The organism is [Mycoplasma] gypis (assembly GCF_016924775.1).
GTDB lineage: Bacteria > Bacillota_I > Bacilli_A > Mycoplasmatales > Metamycoplasmataceae > Metamycoplasma > Metamycoplasma gypis.
On sequence record NZ_JAFFTD010000001.1, the window covers coordinates 195,023 to 219,500 of the forward strand.

The window sequence follows — 24,478 nt, forward strand, 5'->3', positions numbered from 1 at the left end:
TATGGCTAGAGTTTTAAACGTTGAAATTCCAAACAATAAACGTGTAGTTATTTCTTTAACATACATTTATGGTATTGGAAAAAGTTTGGCTAAAGAAATCTTAGTTAAAGCTGATATTGATGAAAATATCAGAGTTAAAGATCTTTCAGAAGACCAACTAACAAAAATTCGTGACATTGCAAAAGATTACATGACAGAAGGGGATTTACGTCGTGAAACTTCCTTAAACATCAAACGTTTAATGGAAATTAAATCATACCGTGGTTTAAGACACCGTAAAGGTCTACCTGTTCGTGGACAATGTACACAAAAAAATGCTCGTACAAGAAAGGGACCTCGCAAAACCGTAGCAGGTAAAAAAGGTAAATAATAATGGCTAAAAAACAAAAAAAAGTTGTTACAAGCGGTATTGCTCACATCCATTCAACTTACCAAAATACTATCGTTTCATTTAGTGACGATAAAGGTGATGTTTTTGCATGATCATCATCAGGAGCAATCGGTTACAAAGGTACAAAGAAAAAAACTCCTTATGCAGCAGGATTAGCAGCACAAGCAGCTTTAGATAAAGCTAAAGAATTCGGACTAAAAGAAGTAAAAATTTTAGTTAAAGGAGTTGGTTCAGGAAAAGCAACAGCTCGTAAAGCAATCGAAACTTCAGGATTAATCATCAAAGAAGTTAAAGATGTAACACCAGTTCCACACAACGGAACACGTCCACCTAAAAAAATATTAAAAAGAAAGTAGAGCATAAGTAATTTATGGAAAAAATGGCAAAAATTAATTACTGTGAACTAACAAGTGAAAGAATTAATGACTTTGTTACTACATTTACTGCAGAACCATTATCAAGAGGTTTTGCAATAACATTAGGAACAGCATTACGCCGTACTTTATTATCATCAATTACTTCATGCGCTCCATTCGCAGTAAAAATTAATAAAGTAGAACACGAGTTTCAAGTTATTGAAGGTGTTGAAGAAGACGTTGTAACAATTTTACAAAATCTTACAAACATTAGATTCACATACAATGAAGAACTTTTTAAAGATGACAGTATTGTTAAAATAAGTTTTTCAACCAAAAAACAAGGGGCAATTTATGCTGGAGATATTACATATCCTAGTGGTTTAAAAATTGTTAACCCTGACCAAGAAATTGCACACTTATCAAATGGATTTGATTTTGAATTCGAAATGTACTTACGTGGCGGAAGAGGATTTGTTGATTTTGAAGAAAACAAAACCGTTATCCAAAATTATGGACCTCGTTTAGAATCAAAAATTAAAGACGGACAATTTTTAGCAGTTGATAGTGATTTTAGTCCCGTTAAAAAAGTTCAAATCAAAACTGAAGAATTAAACTCAGAAAGTTTATTAGTTCAAGAAAAACTATTTTTAAGAATTGAAACAGACGGAACAAAAGAAGCAAAACAAGCTTTATATGAAGCGAGTCAAATTTTAATTGGTCATCTACAAATTATTGGAAATATCGATAAACTTCAAGAAATTAATATTTTCAAAGAAGAAAAAATCGAAAAAGTTGTTGATGAAAAAACATTAGTACCAATCGAAAAATTAGATTTAACAATTCGTTCACTAAATGCTTTACACCGTGCCGGATACAAAACAGTAGAAGATTTACTAAAACTAACAGAAGAAGAATTAAGTAATATCAAAAATCTTGGTAAAAAATCAGTTGAAGACATCTTGAAAAAAATCGGTTCTTGAAAAGAAATATATGAAAAAGGAGATGAATAATGGCAAATCCAGTTCAATTATTTAGACGTAACTCTAAATGAACTAAAGGTTGACAACGTTCATTGGTTACAGATTGTCTTGTTAATGGAAAAGTTGAAACAACTTTAGCTAGAGCAAAACAATTACGCCGTAAAGTTGAAAAAACTATTACTTTAGCTAAGAAAAATACATTAGCAAGCCGTCGTGCTGCTGCTTCATACTTACGTGATGTTAAGATGAAAGATGGACGTGACGCAGTGCAATATTTATTTGAAGTTATCGGACCACGTTACTCAGACCGTAATGGTGGTTACACTCGTATCATTAAACTAGGACCTCGTCGTGGTGATGGTGCTGAGATGGCAGTTATTTCATTAGTTTAATTTTTAAAACCCTCATCAACATTAAACTAATTTACAATTAATAGGAGATAAAATGGCTATAGTTCCAAAAAGAAAAACTTCAAAACAAAGAAAACATTTACGTCGTGCTCACCACGCTTTAAAACCAAACACAATCAATGTTTGTCAAAATTGCTTAAACCCAGTATTACCACACCGTGCATGTTCAGAATGTGGATATTACAAAGGTGCAAAAGCTGCAAGCGTTAAAGCAAACCAAGACAAATAATTTTTAAAAAATCATTAAATTGCTAACAAAAGTTAGCAATTTTTTTATTATTTTTCTTATTTTTTAAAAAAATTATTAAAAAAAAGAATAAAAACGCGAAAAATAAAGTTTGTTTTTTTAGGACATTTGTATTATAATTTGAGTGATAGTGGGAGGAAGTGGAAATGTATGGTAAATATGACCGGACAATAGATGAAAAAAATCGTCTAGTTATACCGTCTAAGTTTCGTAATGAATTAGGAAACACTTTTTTCATTACTTATGGACTTGATAGTTCAATAACTGTCCGTAATCAAGAACAATTTGATTTGCTAACTAAAAAAATTAGTGAAAATAATTTACTTGATAAAAACGTTAGACAATTTTCGCGCTACATATTCGCTAATACCGAAGAAGTTAGTGTCGATAAGTCAGGGCGTATCACTTTGCCACAACGTTTCATTGACAAAGCTGCTATCAAAAAAGATGTTGTCTTCATTGGTTTGGGAAATATTTCCGAAATATTCGCAAAAGAAGTATATGAACAAACCGAAGCAATGATTAATGAAGAAGAAAATTTTGATCAACTAGCCCAAAGCCTTTTTGAAAGTGGAATTAAGCTATAAAACATATTCCTGTACTTTTGAAAGAAAGTATTGAAGCGTTAAACATAAAACCTGACGGTATTTATGTTGACTTAACACTTGGGCGTGCTGGTCACAGCAAAGAAATTTTAAAAAAGCTAACCAAAGGTCATTTATACTGTTTTGATAAAGATCAACAAGCTATTGACGAAAGCTATGAAATTCTTCAAAAAATTTCACCAAATTTTACCCTGATTAAGAGCGATTTTGGCCAAATGGCAAGTGAACTCGAAAAAAGAGGGGTTACCAGAGTAGATGGGATTTTAGCTGATTTGGGGATTTCTAGTCCACAAATCGATGATGCAGAACGAGGATTTAGTTATTCGAAAGATGCTAAACTTGATATGCGAATGGATAAAAGCCAAGAAATTAGCGCATTTGATATTGTTAACAAAACATCTGAAGCGCAATTATTAAGAATCTTACAAAAAAACGCTGATGTAAAGCTTGCTAACAAAGTTGCGAAAGCAATTTGTAATAACCGCTTAATAAACACAACTTTAGAATTATGTGAAGTAATAAAAAATGCATATCCTGCAGCAATATTAAGACAAAAAAATCCTTATCGAGCAATTTTTCAAGCAATTCGAATCGAAGTAAACAACGAATTTGAATCAATCAAACAAATGCTTCCCCAAGCTACCAAAATACTTAGTCAAAATGGAAGGTTGGCAATAATTAGTTTTCATTCACTTGAAGATCGAATTATAAAAAAATTTTTCACTTCTTTAAAAATAAATTCAGATACATATAAACTACCAGTACAAATTGATGAAAAATATCGATTTAAAAAGGTAGTTGTAACCGAAGCTGAAGCTGAGCAAAACTATCGTTCTCGCTCAGCAACACTACGGATTTTAGAAAAATTAGGATAAAATGGAAAGAAAAATATTGGTACTTTTAAAACTAAAAAAAGAAGGAATAAACGTCAGTGCTTTAGAAGGTATTGGTAGTGATTTTCAGCTTATTTTTCAAAGTAACAATATTCCATTTAAATATGCTATTAGCGATACAAAACAAGCTATTAATGATATTGAAACTATTGTTAAGGGCAAAATTAACTCAGTAATTTGCTGCTTTGACAACACAAGTGATTTTTACACCAAGGTTATTGAAGTTCAAAAAAATTTTCATAACCAAATATTTACAAAATTACATATCAAAGCTATTCACAACGAAATTGCCGCCAACGCTAACAATGATTTCTTAATAACCCTTAAGGAATTAAATATTCAAGCTGATGATGGCATGCAAATCATTGAAGCTAAAAACTTAAAAAATCTACTTGATAAACCCGTTGCACACATATTGTTAAAACTTCGTGCATCATTTATCAAAAACGAAGCATTTAGCTTAGTAACCAGTCTATGTAATAGTCTTAATTTAAAGGTTGAAAAATATTTAAGTCAAGCTGAAATGAACCACATTTTCGTTACAAATACTTTTTATAGTCAAAAACCAAGAATATCATTGTCAATTAAAAGTAATAATATTGAACTTGCTTTACTAGAAAAAGATAATCTTATTAACTTAAAAAACTTAGATTTCGGACTAAAAAACTTAATATCTTCGATTGCAAACCAATTTGATATTAGTTTTGAATACGCAACCTATCTGGTTAATAATTATGAAAATTTTCAAAATCAAACATCAGTTCTATTCCGAAGAAATTTAGAACTAAAAGATTTAAGCAAAAAAATTACAAACTTTTTTGCAACAATCAACGCCGAAATCATCAATTTTTGTTATCAAAACAATTTATTTACAAACATTGATGTAATTTTAAGTAAAACCAATTTAGTTAATGATCAAACACTAATTTATTTCTTAAATGATGTAAATGGAGTGACAATTAACTTTATTAAAAATCATTGAAACTTAACAAATAAATCTATTGGCTTAGACAATAATGCACTAATGAATTATCTTGCTATTAATCAAGATGAAAAAGACATCACAGATACATTTATTATTTACACAAATGTAATCGAAAATGTTAAAATTAAGAAAAGCATTTTTGCAAAAGCAAAAATGTTACTAACATCTTAATTAAAGGAGTATTATGGATAATAAAGAATTATCAACAATTGCAAATATCAAAGTTATTGGAGTTGGTGGAGCTGGAAACAACTCAATCAAAAGTTTAATTAACATCGTTAAAGTAGACGGAGTTGATTACATTGCGATTAATACCGACAAACAAGCTTTAAAAGATATTTCCGACCAAACTATCTGTTTACAGATCGGGGATGAAAGAGGTAGGGGAGCAGGTGCCAACCCCGAAGTTGGGCGCCAAGCTGCCATTGAAAGTCGTGATGCAATTAGAGATAAAATTAAAGGTGCAGAATTAGTTATTATCGCCGCCGGAATGGGTGGTGGTACAGGTACAGGAGCGGCTCCTGAAGTTGCAAAAATTGCTTCTGAAGAAGGTGCTTTAACAATTGCAGTAGTGACCATGCCTTTTATTTTTGAGGGTAATAAAAGAATGCAATCTGCTTTAAGCGGTATCGAAGAACTAAAAAAATATGTTGATGGGTACATAATTGTTTCAAATGAAAAATTATTAAATGCCTATGGTGATTTACCTGTTGATGATTCATGAAAATATTCAAATATTGCTTTAAAACAATTAATTCGTTCAATTATTGATATTACTGCTTTACCATCATACATCAACCTAGACTTTGCTGATTTAAATAATTTAATAAAATCAAATCCTGGGGAATTGGTTGTTGGAATAGGAGTAGCAAGTGGTAGTGACAAATCAAGAGTCGCTGTTACAAATGCTTTAAAGAGCCCAATTCTTGAATCAAGTATTTTGGGAGCAACAGAATGTATTGTCCACATAACAATTGGTAAAAATGGAACTTTAAATGATGTAAATAAAGTTTCTGAAACAATGCGTGAAATTATTGGTAATGATGTAAACATGATTTTTGGTTATAATTCAAGCCAAGATCAAAACAACAAAGAAGCAAACGATACAATTACAGTTACAATTATTGCTGCTGGTATTAAACCTAACACAACAAAAGACACTGAACAAATTCACGAAGAAGTAAATGAAAAAATTAAAGGTTCAAACCTTCAATATGAATCAAGCAAAACTCAAGAAATTATGCTAAACTCTTCTCCTTCAGAATATATGAAAGAATTTGTTTCTGAAGACGACCACGATTACAAAAGCGAATTATCAGACGTTTTTGGCGAATAACGATGTTTCCGAAGTTTGTGTTATAAAACAACTGATTTAAAAAATCCACCGATTGGTGGATTTTTCTTTTATAATAACAAATACAAATTTTCAAATAAAATAATTATTTTTATAATTAATACAAAAAAACATTAAAATTTCTCTTTATTAATATAAAAATAATCCTAAATTTACAAGATTACCCTTAAAAAAGTAATTAATAACTCATGGGTTTATTGCTTTTATCTTGACAAAGCTTGGCTTTTTGCTATAATTATATAGCTTATTTAGGGGTATAGTTCAATGGTAGAACAACAGGCTTCAACCCTGTGTGTTGTGAGTTCGAGTCTTGCTACCCCTGCCATTATTGATAAATTTAACACACTCAGCGTTGCTGAGTTTTTTATTTTTAAATTGTAAAAAAGATACTAAAAAAATCACTTAAAAGTGATTGGTCAATTAAGATATGGTGCCGTCAACTGGATTTGAACCAGCGACCCCTTCCTTACCATGGAAGTGCTCTGCCCCTGAGCTATGACGGCAGATATAATTATTATACAATAATTCTTAATAAAATACATTATAATTTTTAGTACTATTGTTATTTAAAAACTGTGTTATTAATCAAAATTTAAGCACATATTAATACTAATACCAATAGCATAAACTAAGGAGTAATATATGGATAACACAAATAATAAATCTAATAGTAACACAGAAAAATTACAAAAATATGTCTCGGCTTCAGGTCTTATGTCACGTCGTAAAGCTGAAGAAGAAATTCAAAAAGGAATGTTTAAAATTAATGGTAAAGTTGCAACACTAGGTGACCGTGTTGGAAAATTTGATTCAGTATTTTATAAAAATAAAAAACTACAAATTAATAAAAAGAAAATTTATATTTTATTAAATAAACCACGTCGTGTCATTTCAACATTAAGCGACCCAGAAGGAAGAAAAACAATCAAAGATATCTTACCAATTAAAGAATATATTTATCCTGTTGGTAGACTAGATTATGATACAACAGGATTGCTTTTAGTCACAAATGATGGTGAAATTACAAATAAACTTTTACATCCAAGTAATGAAATTGAACGTGTATACATTGCTAAATTACAAAAAGAACTAACTAGTGAACAATTACAACTACTTAATTCTAATGAATTCTTTTTAGATGGTCAACGATCTAAACAAAATGTTGAAAAAATTGATGATTTAACATACAAAGTAACTTTACGTGAAGGAAGATACCACCACGTTAAAAATTTATTTATCGCGGTTGAAAACAAGGTTTTAAGTTTACATCGTAAACAATTTGCATGCTTTAACGATGATAATTTAAGAGTAGGAAAATGAAAATTTTTAAGTGATGATGAAGTTAAAAAACTTAAAGCAATTACACAAAAATAATTTATATAAAAAGTACCTTTAATGGGGTACTTTTTATATCGCTTATTTAAAATTTAATATGACAAGCAACATTTGGATTTTTATCTGTATAGTCTTGGTGGTATTCTTCAGCAAGATAATAGTTTTGTAATTTTAAAACTTCAGTAACAACTGGTTTTGTATAGTTACTTTTTAATGATTCAATTACATTCTTAATTTTTTGATGATCTTCTTCAATTTCTCAATAAACTCCGTTACGGTATTGAGTTCCGTAATCAACATCTTGATAATTTAAAGCAGTCGGATCAATAACGCTAAATAAAGTTTTAACAATTTCTTCAAGACTAATAATGCTTTCATCGAAATATATTTCTGTTGTTTCAACAGCGTTAGTTTTACCTGTTTTTACAAGTTGATAAGAAGGATTTTCAATATCCGAATTCGCATAACCAACTGTTGTAAACTTAACTCCTTTTATGGTTTTAAAAAAACCTTGAACACCTCAAAAACATCCTCCGGCAAGGTAAATTCTTTTCATGTTTTTTCCTTTCTTAATAAAAATTATATATGATAAACCAAACAAAAAAGCAACTTTTCAGTTGCTTTTTTCAGTTAAATATTATTTTTTGTATTTTAAACCAAGAGCATGAAGCATTGGCATTAAGAAGAAATTAAATGGTTTATTGAAGTGTGGTAAGAAATAAACGTCTGTTAAAGCAATTTCAGGTAATGTTAAACCTTTTTGTAACGCCATAGCAAACATATAAATTACTTCAGTGTGAATTGCCTTTCCCCATGATCCAATTTGAACTCCTAATAATTTTAGAGTTTTTGGATTATAAACAATTCTACATGAAACTTTTTCATAAGTTGACATGAATTCTGGACGATCATTGTCTGTTCATGATTGTTCAGCTACTTCGTCTTCTTTAAATCCTAATCTTATTGCCATTTGTTTTGTTAAACCAGTTGATGAGTAGTGACAATCAAAAACATTTATTGCATTTGTTCCTGCTACACCTGGGAAAGGAACATCCATCCCTGCTAAATGTAAAGCTGCTACTAATCCCGATTTAACAGCATTTGTTGCTAAAGCAGTGTGTGCATAGTCATGTGTAACAACGTTTTGCATTGCGCATGAATCACCAATAGCGTAAATGTCTTTATCTGAAATTGATCTTTGGAATTCATCTACCTTAATTGCTCCATTAGGTAGTTTTTCAACGCCTTCTAAAGCATTTGTACGTGGTTTAAATCCAATACATAGAATAACTAAATCAGCGTCGTATTCACCTTTATCAGTAACAACTGATGATACATTAACTCCATCTTTTGATTTAAATTCTTTTACTGATTCACCAAGGTGTAATTTTACCCCAGCTTCTTTCATATTATTTTCCATAATATCAGTAAATTCTTTGTCAAAGTAATTTGGTGTTACACGTTCTTGTAAATCAATTAATGTAACTTGTTTCCCTTTTATGTTAAATGCTTCAACAAGTTCAACTCCGATGTAACCTGCACCAACAACAACAACATTTTTAATTTTGTCATCGTTTGCTTTTTCAACAATTTCTTCAGCATGTTGGAAAAGTTTTGATAAAAGAATGTTTTTGTATTCTCTACCTGGGAATGGAGGTTCAATTGGTCAAGTTCCTCCTGCGAATACTAATTTGTCATAATGATCGCTAAATTCTTCACCTGTTAAAACATTTTTAACTAAAACTTCTTTTTTCTCTTTATTAATTTTGATAACTTCGTGGTTGATTTTTAAATCAACTCCGTATTCATTTTTTAAAATGTCTGGAGATGAATAAAATAATCCTGCTGGATCATTAAATTCTCCACCAACTCAAACAGCAATACCACATCCTAAAAATGATGTGTTATTATTACGGTCATAAGCTACAACTTCAGCATTAGGATTTACTGTTTTTAAAGTTCTTAGAAAAGATGTACCAGCGTGGTTTGCTCCTATTACTAAAATTCTCATTTTTTTCCTTTCAAATAATTTAATAATTCTTTACACTTAATTTTTTATTAAGTAAAAATATTTTACTACTAATTTAATTGTTTTTTAGCTGTGTTTTTAAAAAAAACAAGCTGTAGAAATGTTAAATAAAATTATTTTTTATAATTTTTACTTTACTTTTGTGTCTATCTTAACATTTTTTTAAAAGATTATTTCATAGAAATAATAAAAAATCATAAATTATTCTGTTTTTACAATGCGTTTTAGAATTGTTATATATAATTTTTATATGCTTTAAACAAGGCAATTTTTTAGCAAATTCAAAAAGAGGTAACAATGAAAAATAAGAAAAAAATTTTATTAGGAGTTTCAACACTTGCAACAGCAGCATTACCAGGTGCTTTAATCCTTGCATCTGCTGATACAAATGTGCAAGATGAAAATTCTAAATACAATGTTGTTATTGTCCAAGATGGATACAATGAAGTAAGCGACATAAAATATAAAAATGCTTCAAGTGATTATGCATTTAGTACCGATGGAGTAAACCAAGAAAATGGTGTTAAATTTAATTACAATCAAGGTAATGATAATTTAGTTAATGCTAGTGCATCGATTGATCAAAGTTCTGAATTAGTGGATGTTACAAATAATATTCAAACTTGAAAATTAACCTTAAACGCTGAAGGTGTTAAATATTTAAAAGATGGTAACCAATCATCATTTCTACCAGTTGACAAATTTAAATTCGGTTTTGCAATTTCAAATAACTTACAAATTATTGATGGTACTATGTCAATGTACATTTCATATCGTAATGCACAAGGACAAAAAGTTGATGTTGATGGACACGGTGGGCAATCACTACAATTTAATACCACTGAAGGAGTATTTAATTCTCCAGAAGTGGGTCAATTACCTTCACAATCATATTCACCAATGATGCAAACAGGAAAAGTTAACGCAACATTCTTGAATAACTGAACAATCTCATCACTTTACGGTAATGAAACTAATGTTATTCCATTGACAAGCCAAAATGAAATTAATTCACAAACACAAAACTGAAATTATGTAACAACATCAGCTGGACACCAAAATAGCGAAAAAATTCAAGAAATTCTTTCAAATTGAGACTCAAATGATGTTAAAGGATTTGGATTAAACGCTGACAATGCACCACAAAAACTAAACTTCGAAAAAGTGGGTTCAGTATTTTATGGAGAAATATCAACTGGTTCAAATGATTTACAATCGCAAAGCAATATTTCACCAATTATTACAATTATTTTCCAAACAAAAAATACAGCACTTGCTAATCACCAATCAGATACTAATTCATTTGTAGCAGGAATTCTTTCTTCATCATCAACAGAACAACAAGCAAACAACAATAAATTTATTAGAGTTAATTACGCAACAACAACATACAATACAAACCAAAAATACACAGCTGAAATTACAGAATCAATCGAAAATTCAGCAAGCGAAGCTTCACCACTAAAAAATCTTCCTGAAATCCACTACGGAGTATTTATTGGAAATAGTGAACAACCTGTTCAAGAAATTGATTTTGAACAAATTAAGAAAGCTTATTCAAACCCAAGAAAAAATTCTTACAAAATTAAATATGACTTTTACTTAAATAATTACGATGTAAACGGTCAAAAAGTATCAATCAAACCTTTCTTTGAAAATAAAGCCTTAAACGACTTTTATAAAATAGAATCAACAGAAGAATATTCTGCTGAAAATTTTGCTTTTAAAATTTTAGAAAAAGTTTCATTAAAAGATGCTGGTATTGTTAAACAAGAACTTTTAAAAGCTTTACCTAATTCAAGTCTAACTGACGATCAAAAAGAACAATTTAAAAAAGCAATTGAAAAAGATTTAGCACCAGAACACTTTGATAACAATGGAAAATATTGAACAGATTTAATTGATGAATTTGTTAACGCTCAAAAAGAATTAAATGATCGTGAAAATAAATACACTCAAACAATTACTCCAAACTTTATTAATAATGTTGAAGAATATAATGAAAGTCTTCAAAATCCACAAAATAATCCAAAATATGACAATTTAAAATATCGTTTTGCAGATTCAGGTCTTCAAAACCAATTTAAAATAGCTGAAAACGGAGTAAAATACTCTAAGAATTTAACTGATGGTACAATTTTTGAATATAAAACACCAGATGATGGAACTTTTGAAGTTAATAAAGAAACACTAAAAATTAAACAAAAATCAGCTGAAAACTTTGATTTAGCATACAAAAATCTAAATGGATATGAATTCATTAATGATTTATTTAATAAAATTGATGCCTTATCATTGCCTGAAAATGCTAAAACAGATTTTAAAAACCTTGCATTAAAAACTCAAAATCAACAACAAGCTAATGCTGTTTTAGAAAACGCTAAAACATTAGATATTTCATACAAAAAACTGCAAAATGTTGTGAACGATTATACACCTGTTAAAACTGAAGCTAAATATCAAAACTTACGTGAACAATCTTCAGAAAATCGATATACAGATTTTGCTAATAAATTAGATGAAGGAAATACAAAATTACAACTTAAAGATTTAACAATTCAAAGTTTAGATACAGATCAAAAAGTTGAACAAGAAGCAGCTGCACTTTCTACTTTAGCTGACAATATTGTTAATAAGTTTAATTTATTAAATGGAAATTACAATGAAGCTAAAGCTACAATTAGTAATTTAGATCTTTCTAAGGAAACAAGCGATTCATTAGTTGAACAAATCAATAAAATGCCAAAAAATACTCTTCCTTATTTAGATTCTATTAATGAAGTGCTTGATTCTCTTTTAAAAGCAGCTAGAAAAGAAAGCCAAGAAAGAAAAGCAATCAAAGATAAATTAAGTAAAACTATTGCAAAAGCTAAAGAAGTTGCACAGCCAAGCCAAACATTACAAAAAGAAATTGCCGCTTCAGAAGAAGCAATGAATTCCAAAGAAAAAACAAATAAAGATTTAGAAGTTCAAAATGACAAGCTAAATGCAGTTATGAATCGTGAAGTTTTAGCTTCATTAATCGAAAAAGCAAATAATTTAAATCCAAAATCTTCACAATTACAATATTCATTAAATAATGCTCAAGATGTATTAAACAATTCAAAATCTACTGTTGAAGAAATTCAAGCTAGTGTAAATGATTTACAACAAGCACTAAATAAAGAAAAATTAAATTTAGCAATTGAAAATGCACAAGCATTCAAAAATAAAACCGATGAATTAACAGCTGAAATTCAAAAAGCACAACAATTATCAAATTTAAATGATCAAGAACAATCGACATATGATCAAGAAGCTGATAAATTGAACTTAATGGTTGCTAAAATTAAGCTTCAAGAAGTAATTGATAAAGCAAATAAAGTAAGTGATAAATCACAAGAATTAGCTGCTGAAATTACAAATGCTGCAAACTTAAAATCATCATCAACAAATGCTGATGAATTAAATCAAGAAACTAACAAATTAAATAATTTAGTTGAAAAAAATAACTTATTAAACGCAATTAAAGAAGCTAAAGAAATCAATAATCCTTCTTCAAGATTAGCGAAAGCTATTGCTGAAGCTGAAAAAACAGCACAAAAGGATTACACAAAACAAATTTATGACAATGCCGCTAATACATTAAGAAATATAGTTGCTCAAAATGCTCAATCTCAACAAAAAGCAAGAGAAAGACTATCGGCATTAATTGCTACAGCAAAAAATCAAAACAAAGCTTCACAACAATTACAAGATCAAATCAATTCTTCACAATCAGTTCTTGATAATCAAGATTCAAATGTTGAAAATTTAGAAGAATCTTATGACTTATTACAAAAATCACTTTCAAGAGAAGAATTAATAAAAGCAATTGAAAAAGCTAAACTTGTAAAAGAACAAGAATTATTAAGCAGTGCAATTACTGAAGCTCAAAATGTTGAAAGTAATGAAAAATCTTCTTCAGAAGACTACCAAACACAAATTAGTAAATTACAACTTGCAATTAATAAAATACCTTTACAACTTGCATTAAATGCTGCTAAATCAGTTGAAAACCCTTCAGAAGAACTACTAAGACAAATTAAAGGTGCAACATTAACACTAAATGATGATTCTTTAAGTGTAAAACAATATAAAGATGTTGCTGACGCATTAAACTTAGCACTAAATAAAGAAAAATTAAACAAAGCAATCAAAGAAGTTGAAGCTATTTCACAACGTTCACCAGAACTTCAAAGACAACTTTCACTTGCAAAAAATACTTATGCAAATGATGGACTAAATTCAGAAACTTACAATAATCAAGCTGAAAGCTTATTAGCAAGTCTAAAAGTTGAAAAATTACAACAATTATTAGACAAAGTTCAAAACTCAGTACTTTTACCTTCTAAAAACCTACAAGATGAAGTTAAAAACGCAAAAGAACTTATTAAAAATAAATTACAAGCAACACCAGAATCAATTCAAAATCAAATTGATACCTTACAAAAAGCTCTTGACTCAGAAAAATTAGCAAAAGCCATTGAAAAAGCTAATGAAGTTGTTAATCCTTCTGAAGAATTAAATGATGTTTTAAGTGAATCAAAACAAAAAATGTCAGAAAAATTAACAGTTGATGAATACAACAAACAAGCTGAAAAATTACTTGTAGCAATTCAAGCTAATGCTGATGCTATTGAAAAAGCAAGAGAAGAACTAAAAGCAAAAATTAATGAAGCTCAACAAGTTGTTAAACCTTCAGAACTATTAAAGGAAAAATTAGCTAACGCAATTACTGTTGACCAAAACAGTAACTCAAGCTCAAAAGAATTAACTGATGAAAAAGACTCATTAAACAGAAGCATTCTTTTTGACAAATTCCAAAAACTTGTTGATCAAGGTAAAACAATTGAACAAAAATCTTCAGTATTACAAAATCTTTTAGATGAAAGTAATACATTTAATGAAAATTCAAGTGCTGAACAATTAAATGATTCAATTAACAAACTTTTTGACGCTATTAATAAAAATAAATTAGCAAGCGCTTTAGAAAAAGCAAATAAAGTTTCAAATCCAAATCCTTTATTATTAACAGAAATTGCTAATGCACAAAATGTTTACAATGCACAAAATTCAACAGCAAAATATAACGATGAAGCTGAAGAATTATTAAAAGCAGTTGCAAATGATGAATTAATCAAATTAATTAGAAAAGCAAGACAAATTTCAAAACCATCTGACGCTTTAGTTAATGCTATTAAACAAGCTAAAAAAGTTGTTTTAAATCCAGAAGCATCAATGCCTGTTTTAGAATTAAATTCTGAAAATTTAAAAACTTTAATTAGCAAAGAAAAACTTTCAAAAGCTTTACAAAAAGCAAAAGCTGTTATTGCTCCAAATCAAGAACTTCAAAACGAAATTAAAACCGCTGAAATTATTTATGCAAGAAATTATTCACCAAAACAAGATTATGACAATGAAGCAAGAAAATTAAACATTTTAACGAGTTTAAGTCCATTAGTAAATGTATTAAAACAAGCTTCAAACGTTACAAAACCATCAACACAATTAAGTGGTGAAATTAAAAAAGCTCAAGATTTACTTGATTCAGAAGATAAATCAGTTTCTGAAATAAATCAAGAAGTAAATAAAATAAATACATTAATTAAACAAAACAATTTACAAAACGCTTTAAATCGTGCACTAAAAATTACAAAACCAAATCAACGTCTTGTTAATGAAATTGCTTCGAGTCAAAAACTATTAACAATTGATACTACAAGACAAGCTTACGATTCACAAGCTAGAGCCTTAATCAACGCAATTAATCAAAATTCACAAGCTAATAATCAAGCTAAAAAATTATTAGATAAATTAATTGAAATTTCAAAACTAGTTCAAAATCCAATTGATGATGTAAGAGATCAAATTGATAATGCAATTAATGTCTTAAATTCAAATTCTGATGATGTTAATGATTATCAAGAAGCTTACAATCAATTAGCAAAAGCGGATGCTAAAGATCAACTAACAAAATCAATTAAAAATGCTTCAGAAATTCAAAATACAAGTGAAGCTTTAAGAACTGCATTACAACACGCAAAACAAAATCTTGCTTCAGAATCTTCACAAACAGTTCAATACGAAGAAGCGACAAAATTATTAGAAAATGAAATGGCTAAATTGCCATTAGAAGCAGCTTTAAAATCAGTATTAGAAGTAAGCAACAAATCTTCTTCATTAATACGTGCAATCGATGAAGCTAAATTATTATTAGAAGATCAAAGTGTTGAAAATGCATCAGTATACACTCAAAAAGTAATTGAACTTCAAGTTGCTGAAGCTAAAAATGATTTAGAAAATACTGTAGTTTTAGCAAACACAATTTCAAATCCAAATGAATACTTAACAAATACTTTAAAAGATTCAAAAGATTTACTAAAAGCAGATGTTGCTAATAATTTAAAACAATATAATGCTCAAAACTTGGTTCTTTTAGGAGCTATTGCTAAAGATGAATTAGAAAAATCATTCACAAAAGCTCAAGAAATTAATCCAAAATCAGAACAATTAACAGAAGAACTTGAAAATACCCAAAAACTACTTGAAAAAGAATTTGCTCAAAAACCACTTGATGACCAAAAAGCAATTCTTAAAGAACAAGTAGCTAAAAACTTATTAAATATTGCCGTAGCAAAAGCTTCACAAGTAAAAACACCTTCAGAAGCATTAGCAAATGTAATTTCAAAAGCAAAAGAAGACTTGAAACAATCACTAGATCAAAAAGCTTACGATGTCGAAGCTAGTGAATTAGAAAAAGTTTATGAACAAAATCAAAAAGATGTTTTAGATTCGAGATTAAAATTAAGTAATTTAATTGCAAAAGCAAATAAATTAAGTGTTCAAGATGAAACCTTGAAACAAAGTTTACAAAATGCAACCGCAATGTTCCAAAACCTTGATGCAAGCAAAGTTCAATTAGATCAAGCATACCAAGCATTAGAAAACGATTATATTAACAATAAACTAAATAATTTAATTTTACAGGCTAATAAACAAGCGACAAAATCAGAAGCCTTAAAATCAAGTTTAGAAAACGCTAACCAAGCACAAACACAAGATAAAAAAGCTAAAGAAAACGCAATTATTAGCTTAGAAAAAGCCTTAAACGAAAATAATTTAGTAAATGCTATTAACAGTGCTTTAAAATACAATGAAGTTAAAGCAAGTGAACAATTAAGCCAAGAAATCGAAACATCACAAAATGTTTTAGCAACACCTAAAGCAAATTATGATGCTCAAGCACAAAACTTATTAAAATTAGTTGCTTTATTAAAATTAGATGACACATTACAAGCAGCTAAAGCAGTTCAAAACCCAACTCAAAAATTAACAGATGCTATTAACCATGCTCAAACTGTTAAGGATGAAAATTCTTCAACAAAACAACAATTGGATGATGAAAATAAAGCACTTTCAAAATTAATGGAAAAAGAAACACTAGGAAAAGCTATTGCAAATGCTAGTGCAAGACTACAAACATTAAAAGCAAGTGAACCTCAAAATGCTTATGTTAATGCACTAGAACAAGCGATTGCAGATTCACAACACATTTTCGATAATAATGATTTAAATCAAGAAAACTATGATATTACTGCTGAAGATTTAAATGACTTAGTGCAAGAATCTTCAATGAATGCTGCAGAAGCTAAAGCTAAACTTCAAGAAACATTAAAACAAGCGGATGCAATCGAAAATCCTTCAAACAAACTTCAAGATCAAAAAGCGCAAGCTCAAGCCAAAGTTAATGACGAAAATGCAAATGCTTATGATTTAAATCAAAGAAATAAAGCACTAAAAAATGCAATTGCAGAACAAAAATTAGCTGATTTAATTGCAAAAGCTTTAGAATACAATAACAGAAGCCAACAATTAGATGATGCTATTGCATCAGCACAACAAACTTTAGCTCAAGAATCTTCGACAAATAGCTACAATTCAGAAGCTCAAAGTTTACAACAACAAATTAATATGTTACCTTTATACCAAGCTTTAAAAGAAGCTCAAAATGTTGCAACTCCAAGTCAAGAACTTCTAAAAGCAATTGATGATGCAAACGCAACAACAAAAGATTCAACTAAAGATTCTGAATTCTACTTACAAAAATCTAAGGATTTATTAGAAGCTGTTGCTAAAGATTCATATCTAAAAACATGATCACAAGCAAATGAATTAAAAGATAAAACAACAGTCTTAACTAATTTATTAAATAAAAAACCAACATTTGAACAACAAAAACATTCAGAACAAGAATGAAACCAAGAAAGCAATAACCTTGCTGTTGCAATGGAAAATACTTACATTGCTAAAGCAATTGAAAAACTAAATCCACTATTAGACTACTTAAGTGGTGATTCAAAAGAAAATGCAGCATTGTTAGCAGAATACAAAAAATTCGTTGCTAGTCAAACTGAAAATATTCTAAATAATCAAGCACCTTCTTCAGACTATAACCAAATTGTTAGTGATATTCTTGCAAAAGCAAACCACATTTCAGACATGGTTCAAAAATCAAAAGATAATCTAAAACAAAGTATTGCAAAAGCAAATGCTGTTGAAACTAAATCACCAAATCTACAAAGAGTTCTTCAAGAAGCAAATGCTAAATTGGCTTCAAAAGATGCAACTATTGCAAGTGTTGATAATGTTAATAAAGGCATTGCTAAAGCTTTAATTACTAACGATTTAGAAAATGCTATTGTTTCAGCTACAACAGTTGAAAATAAAATAGCTAAACTAGAAGAAGCTTTAACAAACGCAAGAGAATTACTAAACCAAAAATCAATTTCAAAACAACAAGTTTCAGAAGCTGTTGATGCTATTAATAAAGCATTAAAACAAACTTCTGCAACTGCACAAATTAACAAATTACCAAACTTAAATAACAACCAAAAAGCAAGCTTAGCAAATGAAATTGCTAATAGTGATGAATCAGCACAAGCTAATATTGAAAATAAAGCAAATGCAATTAATGCAAAAATGCAAGAATTAAAAGCTTTAGTTCAAAAAGCTGATGCTTTAGAAAAATCACCTTCATACAAAGCAAAAGTGTCAAAAGATACTAAAGAAAAATTAAACAAAGCTGTTGCTGACGCAAATTCAGCTCTAAGTGAAAACTCAGATGTAAATGCATTAGATAATCAAATTTCTGTTTTAACACAAAACGAAAATGATGTTCAAAAAGAACTAAATGCTAAATCAAAATCACTATACTACTTAATTGCTTTACCATTTATTTTTGTAGGTGCAATTGTAGCTGCTGCTGGTTTAAGTTTAAGAAAAAAAGCTAATAAAAAATAATTTATTATTCACAACCTAAATGGGTTGTGTTTTTATTTTTCTTTTAAAAAAATAAAAAAAGCAGTGTTTATTCACTGCTTTTTGATTCTTTTTATAAAATCGCTAATACAACAACCAAAACAATAATGATTGCAATTAAAATGGCTAAACCTAATCCGATTAGAAGAGAGCTTTTAGCAATAAGTTTTTTATTGCCTGTATTATTTGATAAATTATTTTTTTCTTCCATGTCACCAACTCCTTTGTAAAATCTAATTATTCTATTTCGATTACAAAAAATAATTATACAAAAATAAATGCTAAATTTTATAAATTTAGCTGATTAAGGTGCAAATTATTTTATAATTGAATAGTTATGGAAAAAACAATGATTACAAGCTTACAAGCGATAAAAAATAAATATTTAGATATTAATGAATCTCTTCAACAACCTGAAGTTTATTCTGATTCAAAAAAATATGCTAAATTACAAAAAGAACAAAATTCTATTCGTGAAATTTATGAAAACTTTTTACAGTGAGAAGAAAATGAAACTGCTTTAACACAAGCAAAAGAAGTTCTAAAAACTGAAAAAGATCATGAGTTACTTGAATTAGCTAAAATGGAAATTGACGACTTAGAACAAAAACAACAATCTATCGAAGATGAATTAAAAATATTACTTTTGCCAAAAGATGAAAATGATGACAAAGATGTTATCATTGAAATCCGTGGAGCCGCAGGAGGAGATGAAGCTAATATTTTTGCCGGTGATTTATTCAAAACATACACTAAATATGCTGACGAAAACAAAATGAAGATAAAACTAATCGATTCCACTGTTGGATCTGCCGGTGGGTTTTCTCAAGTTGTTTTTAGTGTAAGTGGTGACAAGGTTTTTTCTAAGTTAAAATTTGAACGTGGTGTTCACCGTGTGCAAAGAATTCCAGCAACAGAAACAAAAGGACGTGTTCATACTTCAACAGTTACCGTTACTGTTTTACCTGCTGTTGATGATGACGTTACAGTTGAATTAAAACCTCAAGATTTAAAAATCGATACTTTCCGTTCTTCGGGAGCAGGTGGACAAAGTGTTAATACCACTGATAGTGCCGTGCGTATTACACACATACCGACTGGAATTGTTGTAACTTCACAAGATGAACGTTCACAAATTGCCAATAGACAACAAGCTCTAAATCTTTTAAAAGCTAAATTATATGAACAAGAAGTTCAAAAACGTGAAGAAGAAGAAGGAGTTATTCGTAAATTATCAGGTTCTGGGGACAGAAGTGAAAAAATTAGAACTTATAATTATCCACAAGACCGTGTTACTGATCATAGAATCGGTTTTTCAACTTCACTTAAAAATGTTATGGACGGAAATTTATCTTCATTAATTGATGCTTTATTAGCTGAAGAAAGAGCCGAAAAAATTAAAAAAAAATAGGGGAAAATTAATGATTCCTAAAGAAGAACTGTTGCGTGAAAAATTTCGCAATGGTTTGCCTATGAATATTAACAAAAAAGAACAAAAACTTTTAAATAAAGATTATCCTGTACAAAGGATTATTGGTTTTTGTGTCATGCAAGATGTTAAGGTTTTTTTAAATAAATTTACTTTAATTCCTAGATATGAAACTGAAGAAGTTGTTTTAAAAAGTTATGAGTTTTTAAATAAAGATTCAGAAGTTTTAGATCTTGGGACAGGCAGTGGTTTTATAGGCTTAGCAATTAAAAAAAATATAAATTGTTTTGTAGATTGCAGTGATAAAAGCTTTTTTGCTTTGCATCAAGCCAAAAAAAATGCCAAATATAATCATTTAAAAATCAATTTTATTCGCTCAAATTGACTAAAAAAAATATCTAAGCAATATGACTTAATTATTTCTAATCCACCATACCTTGATAAAAATACTATTGCTAAAGAAAATCGTCCTAAATATGATCCTTATTTTAGTTTGTATGCTAAAAATAAAGGTTTAAGTGACTATCAAAAAATTTTAAAAAATATTACTAAAAACTTAAAACCTGAAGGTAAAGTAATTTTTGAAATTGACCCATTTATCAGCAAATGATTTAAACAAAATTATCCTGACAGTTTAATTTTTCAAGATATTAATGGGAAAGAGCGAATTTGTGTTTTAACAAAAAACCAAATTGAACAAAAAAATAGCATTTAGATAATGCTATTTTTTTAAATATCCTTTTAAATAAATGTAACCCGAGAAAAGTGAAATTGTTAAACCAAGATACATAGGAATGTTAAGCAATACTATATTTAAGATATTATGGTTAATAAAAGGAAATATAAAACCAATAATAACAATCGCAAAAGAAATAATAATAGTTTTCAGTTTTCCCCAAATGTTTGCCATAATTTCTTTTTGTTTTGATACCGCGTATAGTCTTGTTCCATCAACAACAAGATCTCTTAAAATAAGCAGTACAATGATAAAGCTAAAACTTGATTCAACTTCTACTAAGAATATTAATGCTGCAGTTGTGATGACTTTATCAGCTATTGGATCAAAAATCTTTCCGAAAGTTGATACGCAGTTTCATTTTCTTGCTAAATGTCCATCCAAGAAGTCTGTAATCATTGCAAATGCAAAAATTGCAATATTAATTAAAAATAAAGTTCTGTTATAACCCGAAAATTCTGTAATAATCATTATTATAAAAAAAGGAATAAAGAATAACATTCTTGAGATTAATAATAAATTAGGAATTTTGGTTTTAAAATTACTAATCTTCATAATATTTTTCTTCGATACTTTCTTTTACTCTTTTTTCATACATTTCGTATAATTCATCTTTTACAAGAGCATTTTTTAATTCATTAAAATAATCTATTTCGTAAGCACATGCTCTTCTTCATGTATTTGGTGATGTTTCAATTAATTTTTGAATATTTTCAACAAATGGTTTGTATTTTTCTGATTCTTTAAAATCATTAAAATCTTCACGGTTATAAAGAATTGTTAATAACTTTATTGCACCATGTTTTACTTCGCTCATTTTTCTTGAACCGATACTTACTTGGAAATTGTCCATTTCCTTATTTGTGTAATCGATAATTTCACAAATACTTATCACATATTCACGATAAATTTCTTTATTAACTTCATTTCTTTTGATACGTTTTTTAATTTCTTTACGTTTTTTGTAATAGTGTTTTGCAATTTTAAAAATGATGTAACCAATCATTACAAGAAGAATAAATCCTAAAACAACATAAGTTATGATAACTTGTGTATTAGATGCTTCTTGAACTTGTGTATTATTTTCGAAATTCATTATTAATTCATTCATTGTTTGTTCCTTTAAATTATTGTAAAAAATTGCTAATCTAAAAAATTATATCTTATATGCGCTTTTTAAGGCGTATATTTTTATATATTAAAAATATGTTTGAAAATTTTAAATAATTTTTATTAATTATCCAAAAAAGCACAAATAAATAACAATAAATAAAATAATTTAAACCAAGGCTTAAGGTGGGTAAATAAATCGAATAATTCTTTAAGAAAAATAAAATCTTAAAGAAAAAGTTAAAGAATGAATCATTTAAAAAGTAAGCTCAAAAGAAAAACAGCGAGTAAAAATACATAAAACCAATAAAAGGTGTAAAAACAATTTGAAAAACAAAACCAAAAATATTAAACTCTTTTAAAATTGCACTAAAAATTATTTGTCCCAAAAGGTAACAAAGTAAATTAATACTCATGAATTTATGTTTTATTTTTGATTCATAAATTAATAAAGCTAAAAAAGCCATAGAAAAACTTAAAATATTAGAAATTTGTTCAAAAAGTTTGTAATTAATAATGAAAAAAAGTAGTGTGCACAAACAGTAAATATGAATCTTTGATCAATTTTTTCGAAAGACAAATTTAAAAACAAAATTTAGACAAAAATAAACAAAAGCTCTTAAAGCTGGCAGTGAAAAATTTAAAAATAACAAATAAATAAACAAAATTTGTAAAGCAAGTATTCATCCAAATTTATCATTGATTTTCATCTTTTTAAAAATTTTAATTAAAGAAAAAGTTATTACACCAAAATGGAAACCACTTACCACGAAAAAGTGTGCGATATTAAGATAAATTAAACTTTGATAAACATCGTTTTGTGTTTTTGCGGAACCATAAATAAAAAACGATAAAAATGTTTGTGCTACATCAGAATTTTTTGAAAATAAACGATATATAAAAGAATAAAAAATATTACCTTTCTGATTTGTTATTTCGTAGTTTCGTAAAATATAATCAACGTGAATATGTTTATAAAAACTCTCAATTTTAAAATTATTTTGCTTCAAACTAAATGTAATTTTATAATACTGATTTGAGTTAATTTCATCTTTATAATCAACAAAAAAATATTTATTTAAGTAATTAAAAGTAAATCCGGTTCGATAAATTTTTTTAGGTCTAATGGTTAAGACAAAATCATTTTGATTTTTTCAATATAAAAATCAAATTAATATTGATATAAGCAAACAAAAAGATACAATAATATTAATTTTTCAAAAACTTTTATTTTTAATATTTAATAAAGTTAAAAAAACAACAATTGGAATTAAAAAATAATTATTAAAAGCATAAAAACCAATAATTAAAAATAAGCATGAAAATATTAAGCTGTGTTCAAAAGAATATTTTTTTTCAATAATTCAAGCGATCCTTTTCCAACCCCATGAATATTTTCAATTTCACTTCACTGTCATTTCCTGTTTTTTGAAAAATAATCAAATATTTTTTGCGCTTGATTTTTCTTTATACCCATTTGCATAATTTGATTAATATTTTTAATATCAGATGCCCTGATTTTTGCTGTTTTTTTAAAAGGTATTGTAATTATTTCTCCAGGCCTTGGTATTTTGTCAAAATTAACTTTGGAAAAATCAGCAATTGGCAAAATTTGAACTTTATGCAATATTTCTCTTAATTTTCGATTCTTTTGAACAACAATTTTTCCTTCTGATCTGACAGCTCCATTAATTGTGATTTCAATATAATCACTACTATTATCTTCTTTTTGAACTTTTGTAGTAAAAATTCTTAGTGTTGATAAACCTCCGATTACAACTCCAATAAACAATATATAATAAAAATATTTTTTTAAAATAATTAATTTCTTCATACTATTTTAAGTATTTTTATTCGACAAAAATTCAAAAAAATAATATAATTAAAAAGACTTTGTCGATTGCTGCAATATTTTATATTGTTGAGGAAAATCCACACTAGCACTTTCTGAGACGAAAGTAGTGTTCGTGCTGAGTCTAATAAATTCAGGCAGCTTTTTTAAAGTTGACAAATAGTGGCACAGAAACCAGGTCTGCTTTTTATAAGTAAGAGTGAAAAGGCTAAACTTCGCGAGCTAGAAATCTAAATTATGGTAAGAGAGCCTGACAAAGGGAAATGAACTGGAGTTGGGAAGGCAACCCTGCATGCCTTAGATAAATAATCGACGCCCTGCAAAGGGAACAAAAAGTGGTTTATAAAGTCAAAAGGACAGCATTGTTGTCCTTTTTATTTTACTTTTTAGAGCTTAAACACAACGAAGAACAGTTATAATATTT

At 28.2% G+C, this 24,478-nt stretch carries 20 protein-coding genes, 2 tRNA genes and 1 other RNA gene; 15 read left to right on the top strand and 8 right to left on the bottom strand.

The window, feature by feature from the left end; translation table 4 throughout:
• Position 1: 1 nt before the first annotated feature.
• The 10 genes from rpsM (at position 2) to JV175_RS01015 (ending at position 6,549) form a co-directional block, all read left to right on the top strand.
• Positions 2–370 (top strand): 30S ribosomal protein S13, encoded by a 369-nt coding sequence (gene rpsM / locus JV175_RS00970; protein WP_205498426.1) that lies wholly within the window; start codon positions 2–4, stop codon positions 368–370.
• Positions 371–372: 2 nt separating this feature from the next.
• Positions 373–747 (top strand): 30S ribosomal protein S11, encoded by a 375-nt coding sequence (rpsK, locus tag JV175_RS00975; RefSeq protein WP_205498428.1) that lies wholly within the window; start codon positions 373–375, stop codon positions 745–747.
• A gap of 14 nt (positions 748–761) precedes the next feature.
• Entirely contained in the window at positions 762–1,760 is a 999-nt protein-coding gene (locus JV175_RS00980) for a DNA-directed RNA polymerase subunit alpha (RefSeq protein ID WP_205498430.1), read from the top strand.
• Positions 1,760–2,122, top strand: a complete 363-nt coding sequence (gene rplQ / locus JV175_RS00985; RefSeq protein ID WP_205498432.1) for a 50S ribosomal protein L17 — start codon at positions 1,760–1,762, stop codon at positions 2,120–2,122. Before JV175_RS00980 ends, rplQ begins: the two co-directional genes overlap by 1 nt.
• 52 nt (positions 2,123–2,174) lie before the next feature.
• The gene (gene rpmF / locus JV175_RS00990; RefSeq protein ID WP_205498434.1) at positions 2,175–2,369 is read left to right on the top strand and encodes a 50S ribosomal protein L32; all 195 of its coding nucleotides are present in this window, start codon (positions 2,175–2,177) and stop codon (positions 2,367–2,369) included.
• Between the two features lie 164 nt (positions 2,370–2,533).
• Positions 2,534–2,974 carry a division/cell wall cluster transcriptional repressor MraZ gene (locus JV175_RS00995; RefSeq protein WP_205498436.1) on the top strand — a complete coding sequence of 147 codons (441 nt, stop codon included), beginning with the start codon at positions 2,534–2,536 and terminating at the stop codon, positions 2,972–2,974.
• Positions 2,971–3,867 (top strand): 16S rRNA (cytosine(1402)-N(4))-methyltransferase RsmH, encoded by an 897-nt coding sequence (rsmH, locus tag JV175_RS01000; RefSeq protein ID WP_205498683.1) that lies wholly within the window; start codon positions 2,971–2,973, stop codon positions 3,865–3,867. Before JV175_RS00995 ends, rsmH begins: the two co-directional genes overlap by 4 nt.
• Position 3,868: 1 nt before the next feature.
• Entirely contained in the window at positions 3,869–5,041 is a 1,173-nt protein-coding gene (locus JV175_RS01005) for a hypothetical protein (RefSeq protein WP_205498438.1), read from the top strand.
• Between the two features lie 13 nt (positions 5,042–5,054).
• Complete coding sequence (gene ftsZ / locus JV175_RS01010; protein WP_205498440.1) at positions 5,055–6,206, top strand: cell division protein FtsZ; 1,152 nt, start codon at positions 5,055–5,057, stop codon at positions 6,204–6,206.
• Between the two features lie 268 nt (positions 6,207–6,474).
• Positions 6,475–6,549, top strand: a tRNA-Trp gene (locus tag JV175_RS01015).
• Between the two features lie 103 nt (positions 6,550–6,652).
• On the opposite strand, the gene JV175_RS01020 is transcribed toward JV175_RS01015, so the two are convergent.
• A tRNA-Thr gene (locus JV175_RS01020) sits at positions 6,653–6,727 on the bottom strand.
• Between the two features lie 139 nt (positions 6,728–6,866).
• Here JV175_RS01020 and JV175_RS01025 point away from each other — a divergent pair.
• Positions 6,867–7,598, top strand: coding sequence for a pseudouridine synthase (locus JV175_RS01025; protein WP_205498442.1), 732 nt, complete (start codon positions 6,867–6,869; stop codon positions 7,596–7,598).
• 46 nt (positions 7,599–7,644) lie between these two features.
• Here JV175_RS01025 and msrA read toward each other — a convergent pair whose 3' ends face one another.
• Positions 7,645–8,115 (bottom strand): peptide-methionine (S)-S-oxide reductase MsrA, encoded by a 471-nt coding sequence (msrA, locus tag JV175_RS01030; RefSeq protein ID WP_205498444.1) that lies wholly within the window; start codon positions 8,113–8,115, stop codon positions 7,645–7,647.
• An 81-nt stretch (positions 8,116–8,196) separates the two neighbouring features.
• Positions 8,197–9,570, bottom strand: a complete 1,374-nt coding sequence (locus JV175_RS01035; RefSeq protein ID WP_205498446.1) for an FAD-dependent oxidoreductase — start codon at positions 9,568–9,570, stop codon at positions 8,197–8,199.
• Positions 9,571–9,885: 315 nt separating this feature from the next.
• Between JV175_RS01035 and JV175_RS01040 the strand changes: the two genes are divergently transcribed.
• The gene (locus JV175_RS01040) at positions 9,886–18,909 is read left to right on the top strand and encodes a hypothetical protein (protein ID WP_205498448.1); all 9,024 of its coding nucleotides are present in this window, start codon (positions 9,886–9,888) and stop codon (positions 18,907–18,909) included.
• A 91-nt stretch (positions 18,910–19,000) separates the two neighbouring features.
• Here JV175_RS01040 and JV175_RS01045 read toward each other — a convergent pair whose 3' ends face one another.
• On the bottom strand, positions 19,001–19,138 hold the full coding sequence (locus tag JV175_RS01045; protein ID WP_205498450.1) for a hypothetical protein: 138 nt from the start codon (positions 19,136–19,138) through the stop codon (positions 19,001–19,003).
• 126 nt (positions 19,139–19,264) lie between these two features.
• On the opposite strand from JV175_RS01045, the gene prfA reads away from it, so the two are divergent.
• Positions 19,265–20,338 (top strand): peptide chain release factor 1, encoded by a 1,074-nt coding sequence (gene prfA / locus JV175_RS01050; protein WP_205498452.1) that lies wholly within the window; start codon positions 19,265–19,267, stop codon positions 20,336–20,338.
• Positions 20,339–20,348: 10 nt separating this feature from the next.
• On the top strand, positions 20,349–21,071 hold the full coding sequence (locus JV175_RS01055; protein WP_205498454.1) for a peptide chain release factor N(5)-glutamine methyltransferase: 723 nt from the start codon (positions 20,349–20,351) through the stop codon (positions 21,069–21,071).
• Positions 21,072–21,077: 6 nt separating this feature from the next.
• Here JV175_RS01055 and pgsA read toward each other — a convergent pair whose 3' ends face one another.
• From pgsA to JV175_RS01075, 4 genes are read right to left on the bottom strand one after another with little or no spacing between them, the layout of a single operon-like run.
• On the bottom strand, positions 21,078–21,647 hold the full coding sequence (gene pgsA, locus JV175_RS01060; RefSeq protein ID WP_205498456.1) for a CDP-diacylglycerol--glycerol-3-phosphate 3-phosphatidyltransferase: 570 nt from the start codon (positions 21,645–21,647) through the stop codon (positions 21,078–21,080).
• Positions 21,637–22,203: an MHJ_0274 family protein gene (locus JV175_RS01065; protein WP_205498458.1), complete on the bottom strand. Its 567-nt coding sequence runs from the start codon at positions 22,201–22,203 to the stop codon at positions 21,637–21,639. The genes pgsA and JV175_RS01065 overlap by 11 nt, the downstream gene beginning before the upstream one ends.
• 52 nt (positions 22,204–22,255) lie before the next feature.
• Entirely contained in the window at positions 22,256–23,620 is a 1,365-nt protein-coding gene (locus tag JV175_RS04480; protein ID WP_373422484.1) for an MAG0480 family ComEC-like protein, read from the bottom strand.
• A complete protein-coding gene (locus JV175_RS01075) occupies positions 23,530–24,036 on the bottom strand; it encodes an MAG0490 family ComEA-like DNA-binding protein (RefSeq protein WP_205498462.1) in 507 nt (168 codons plus the stop codon). Before JV175_RS01075 ends, JV175_RS04480 begins: the two co-directional genes overlap by 91 nt.
• 54 nt (positions 24,037–24,090) lie before the next feature.
• Here JV175_RS01075 and rnpB point away from each other — a divergent pair.
• Positions 24,091–24,402: RNase P RNA component class B (gene rnpB / locus JV175_RS01080), an RNA gene on the top strand.
• The last annotated feature ends 76 nt before the right edge of the window (positions 24,403–24,478 follow it).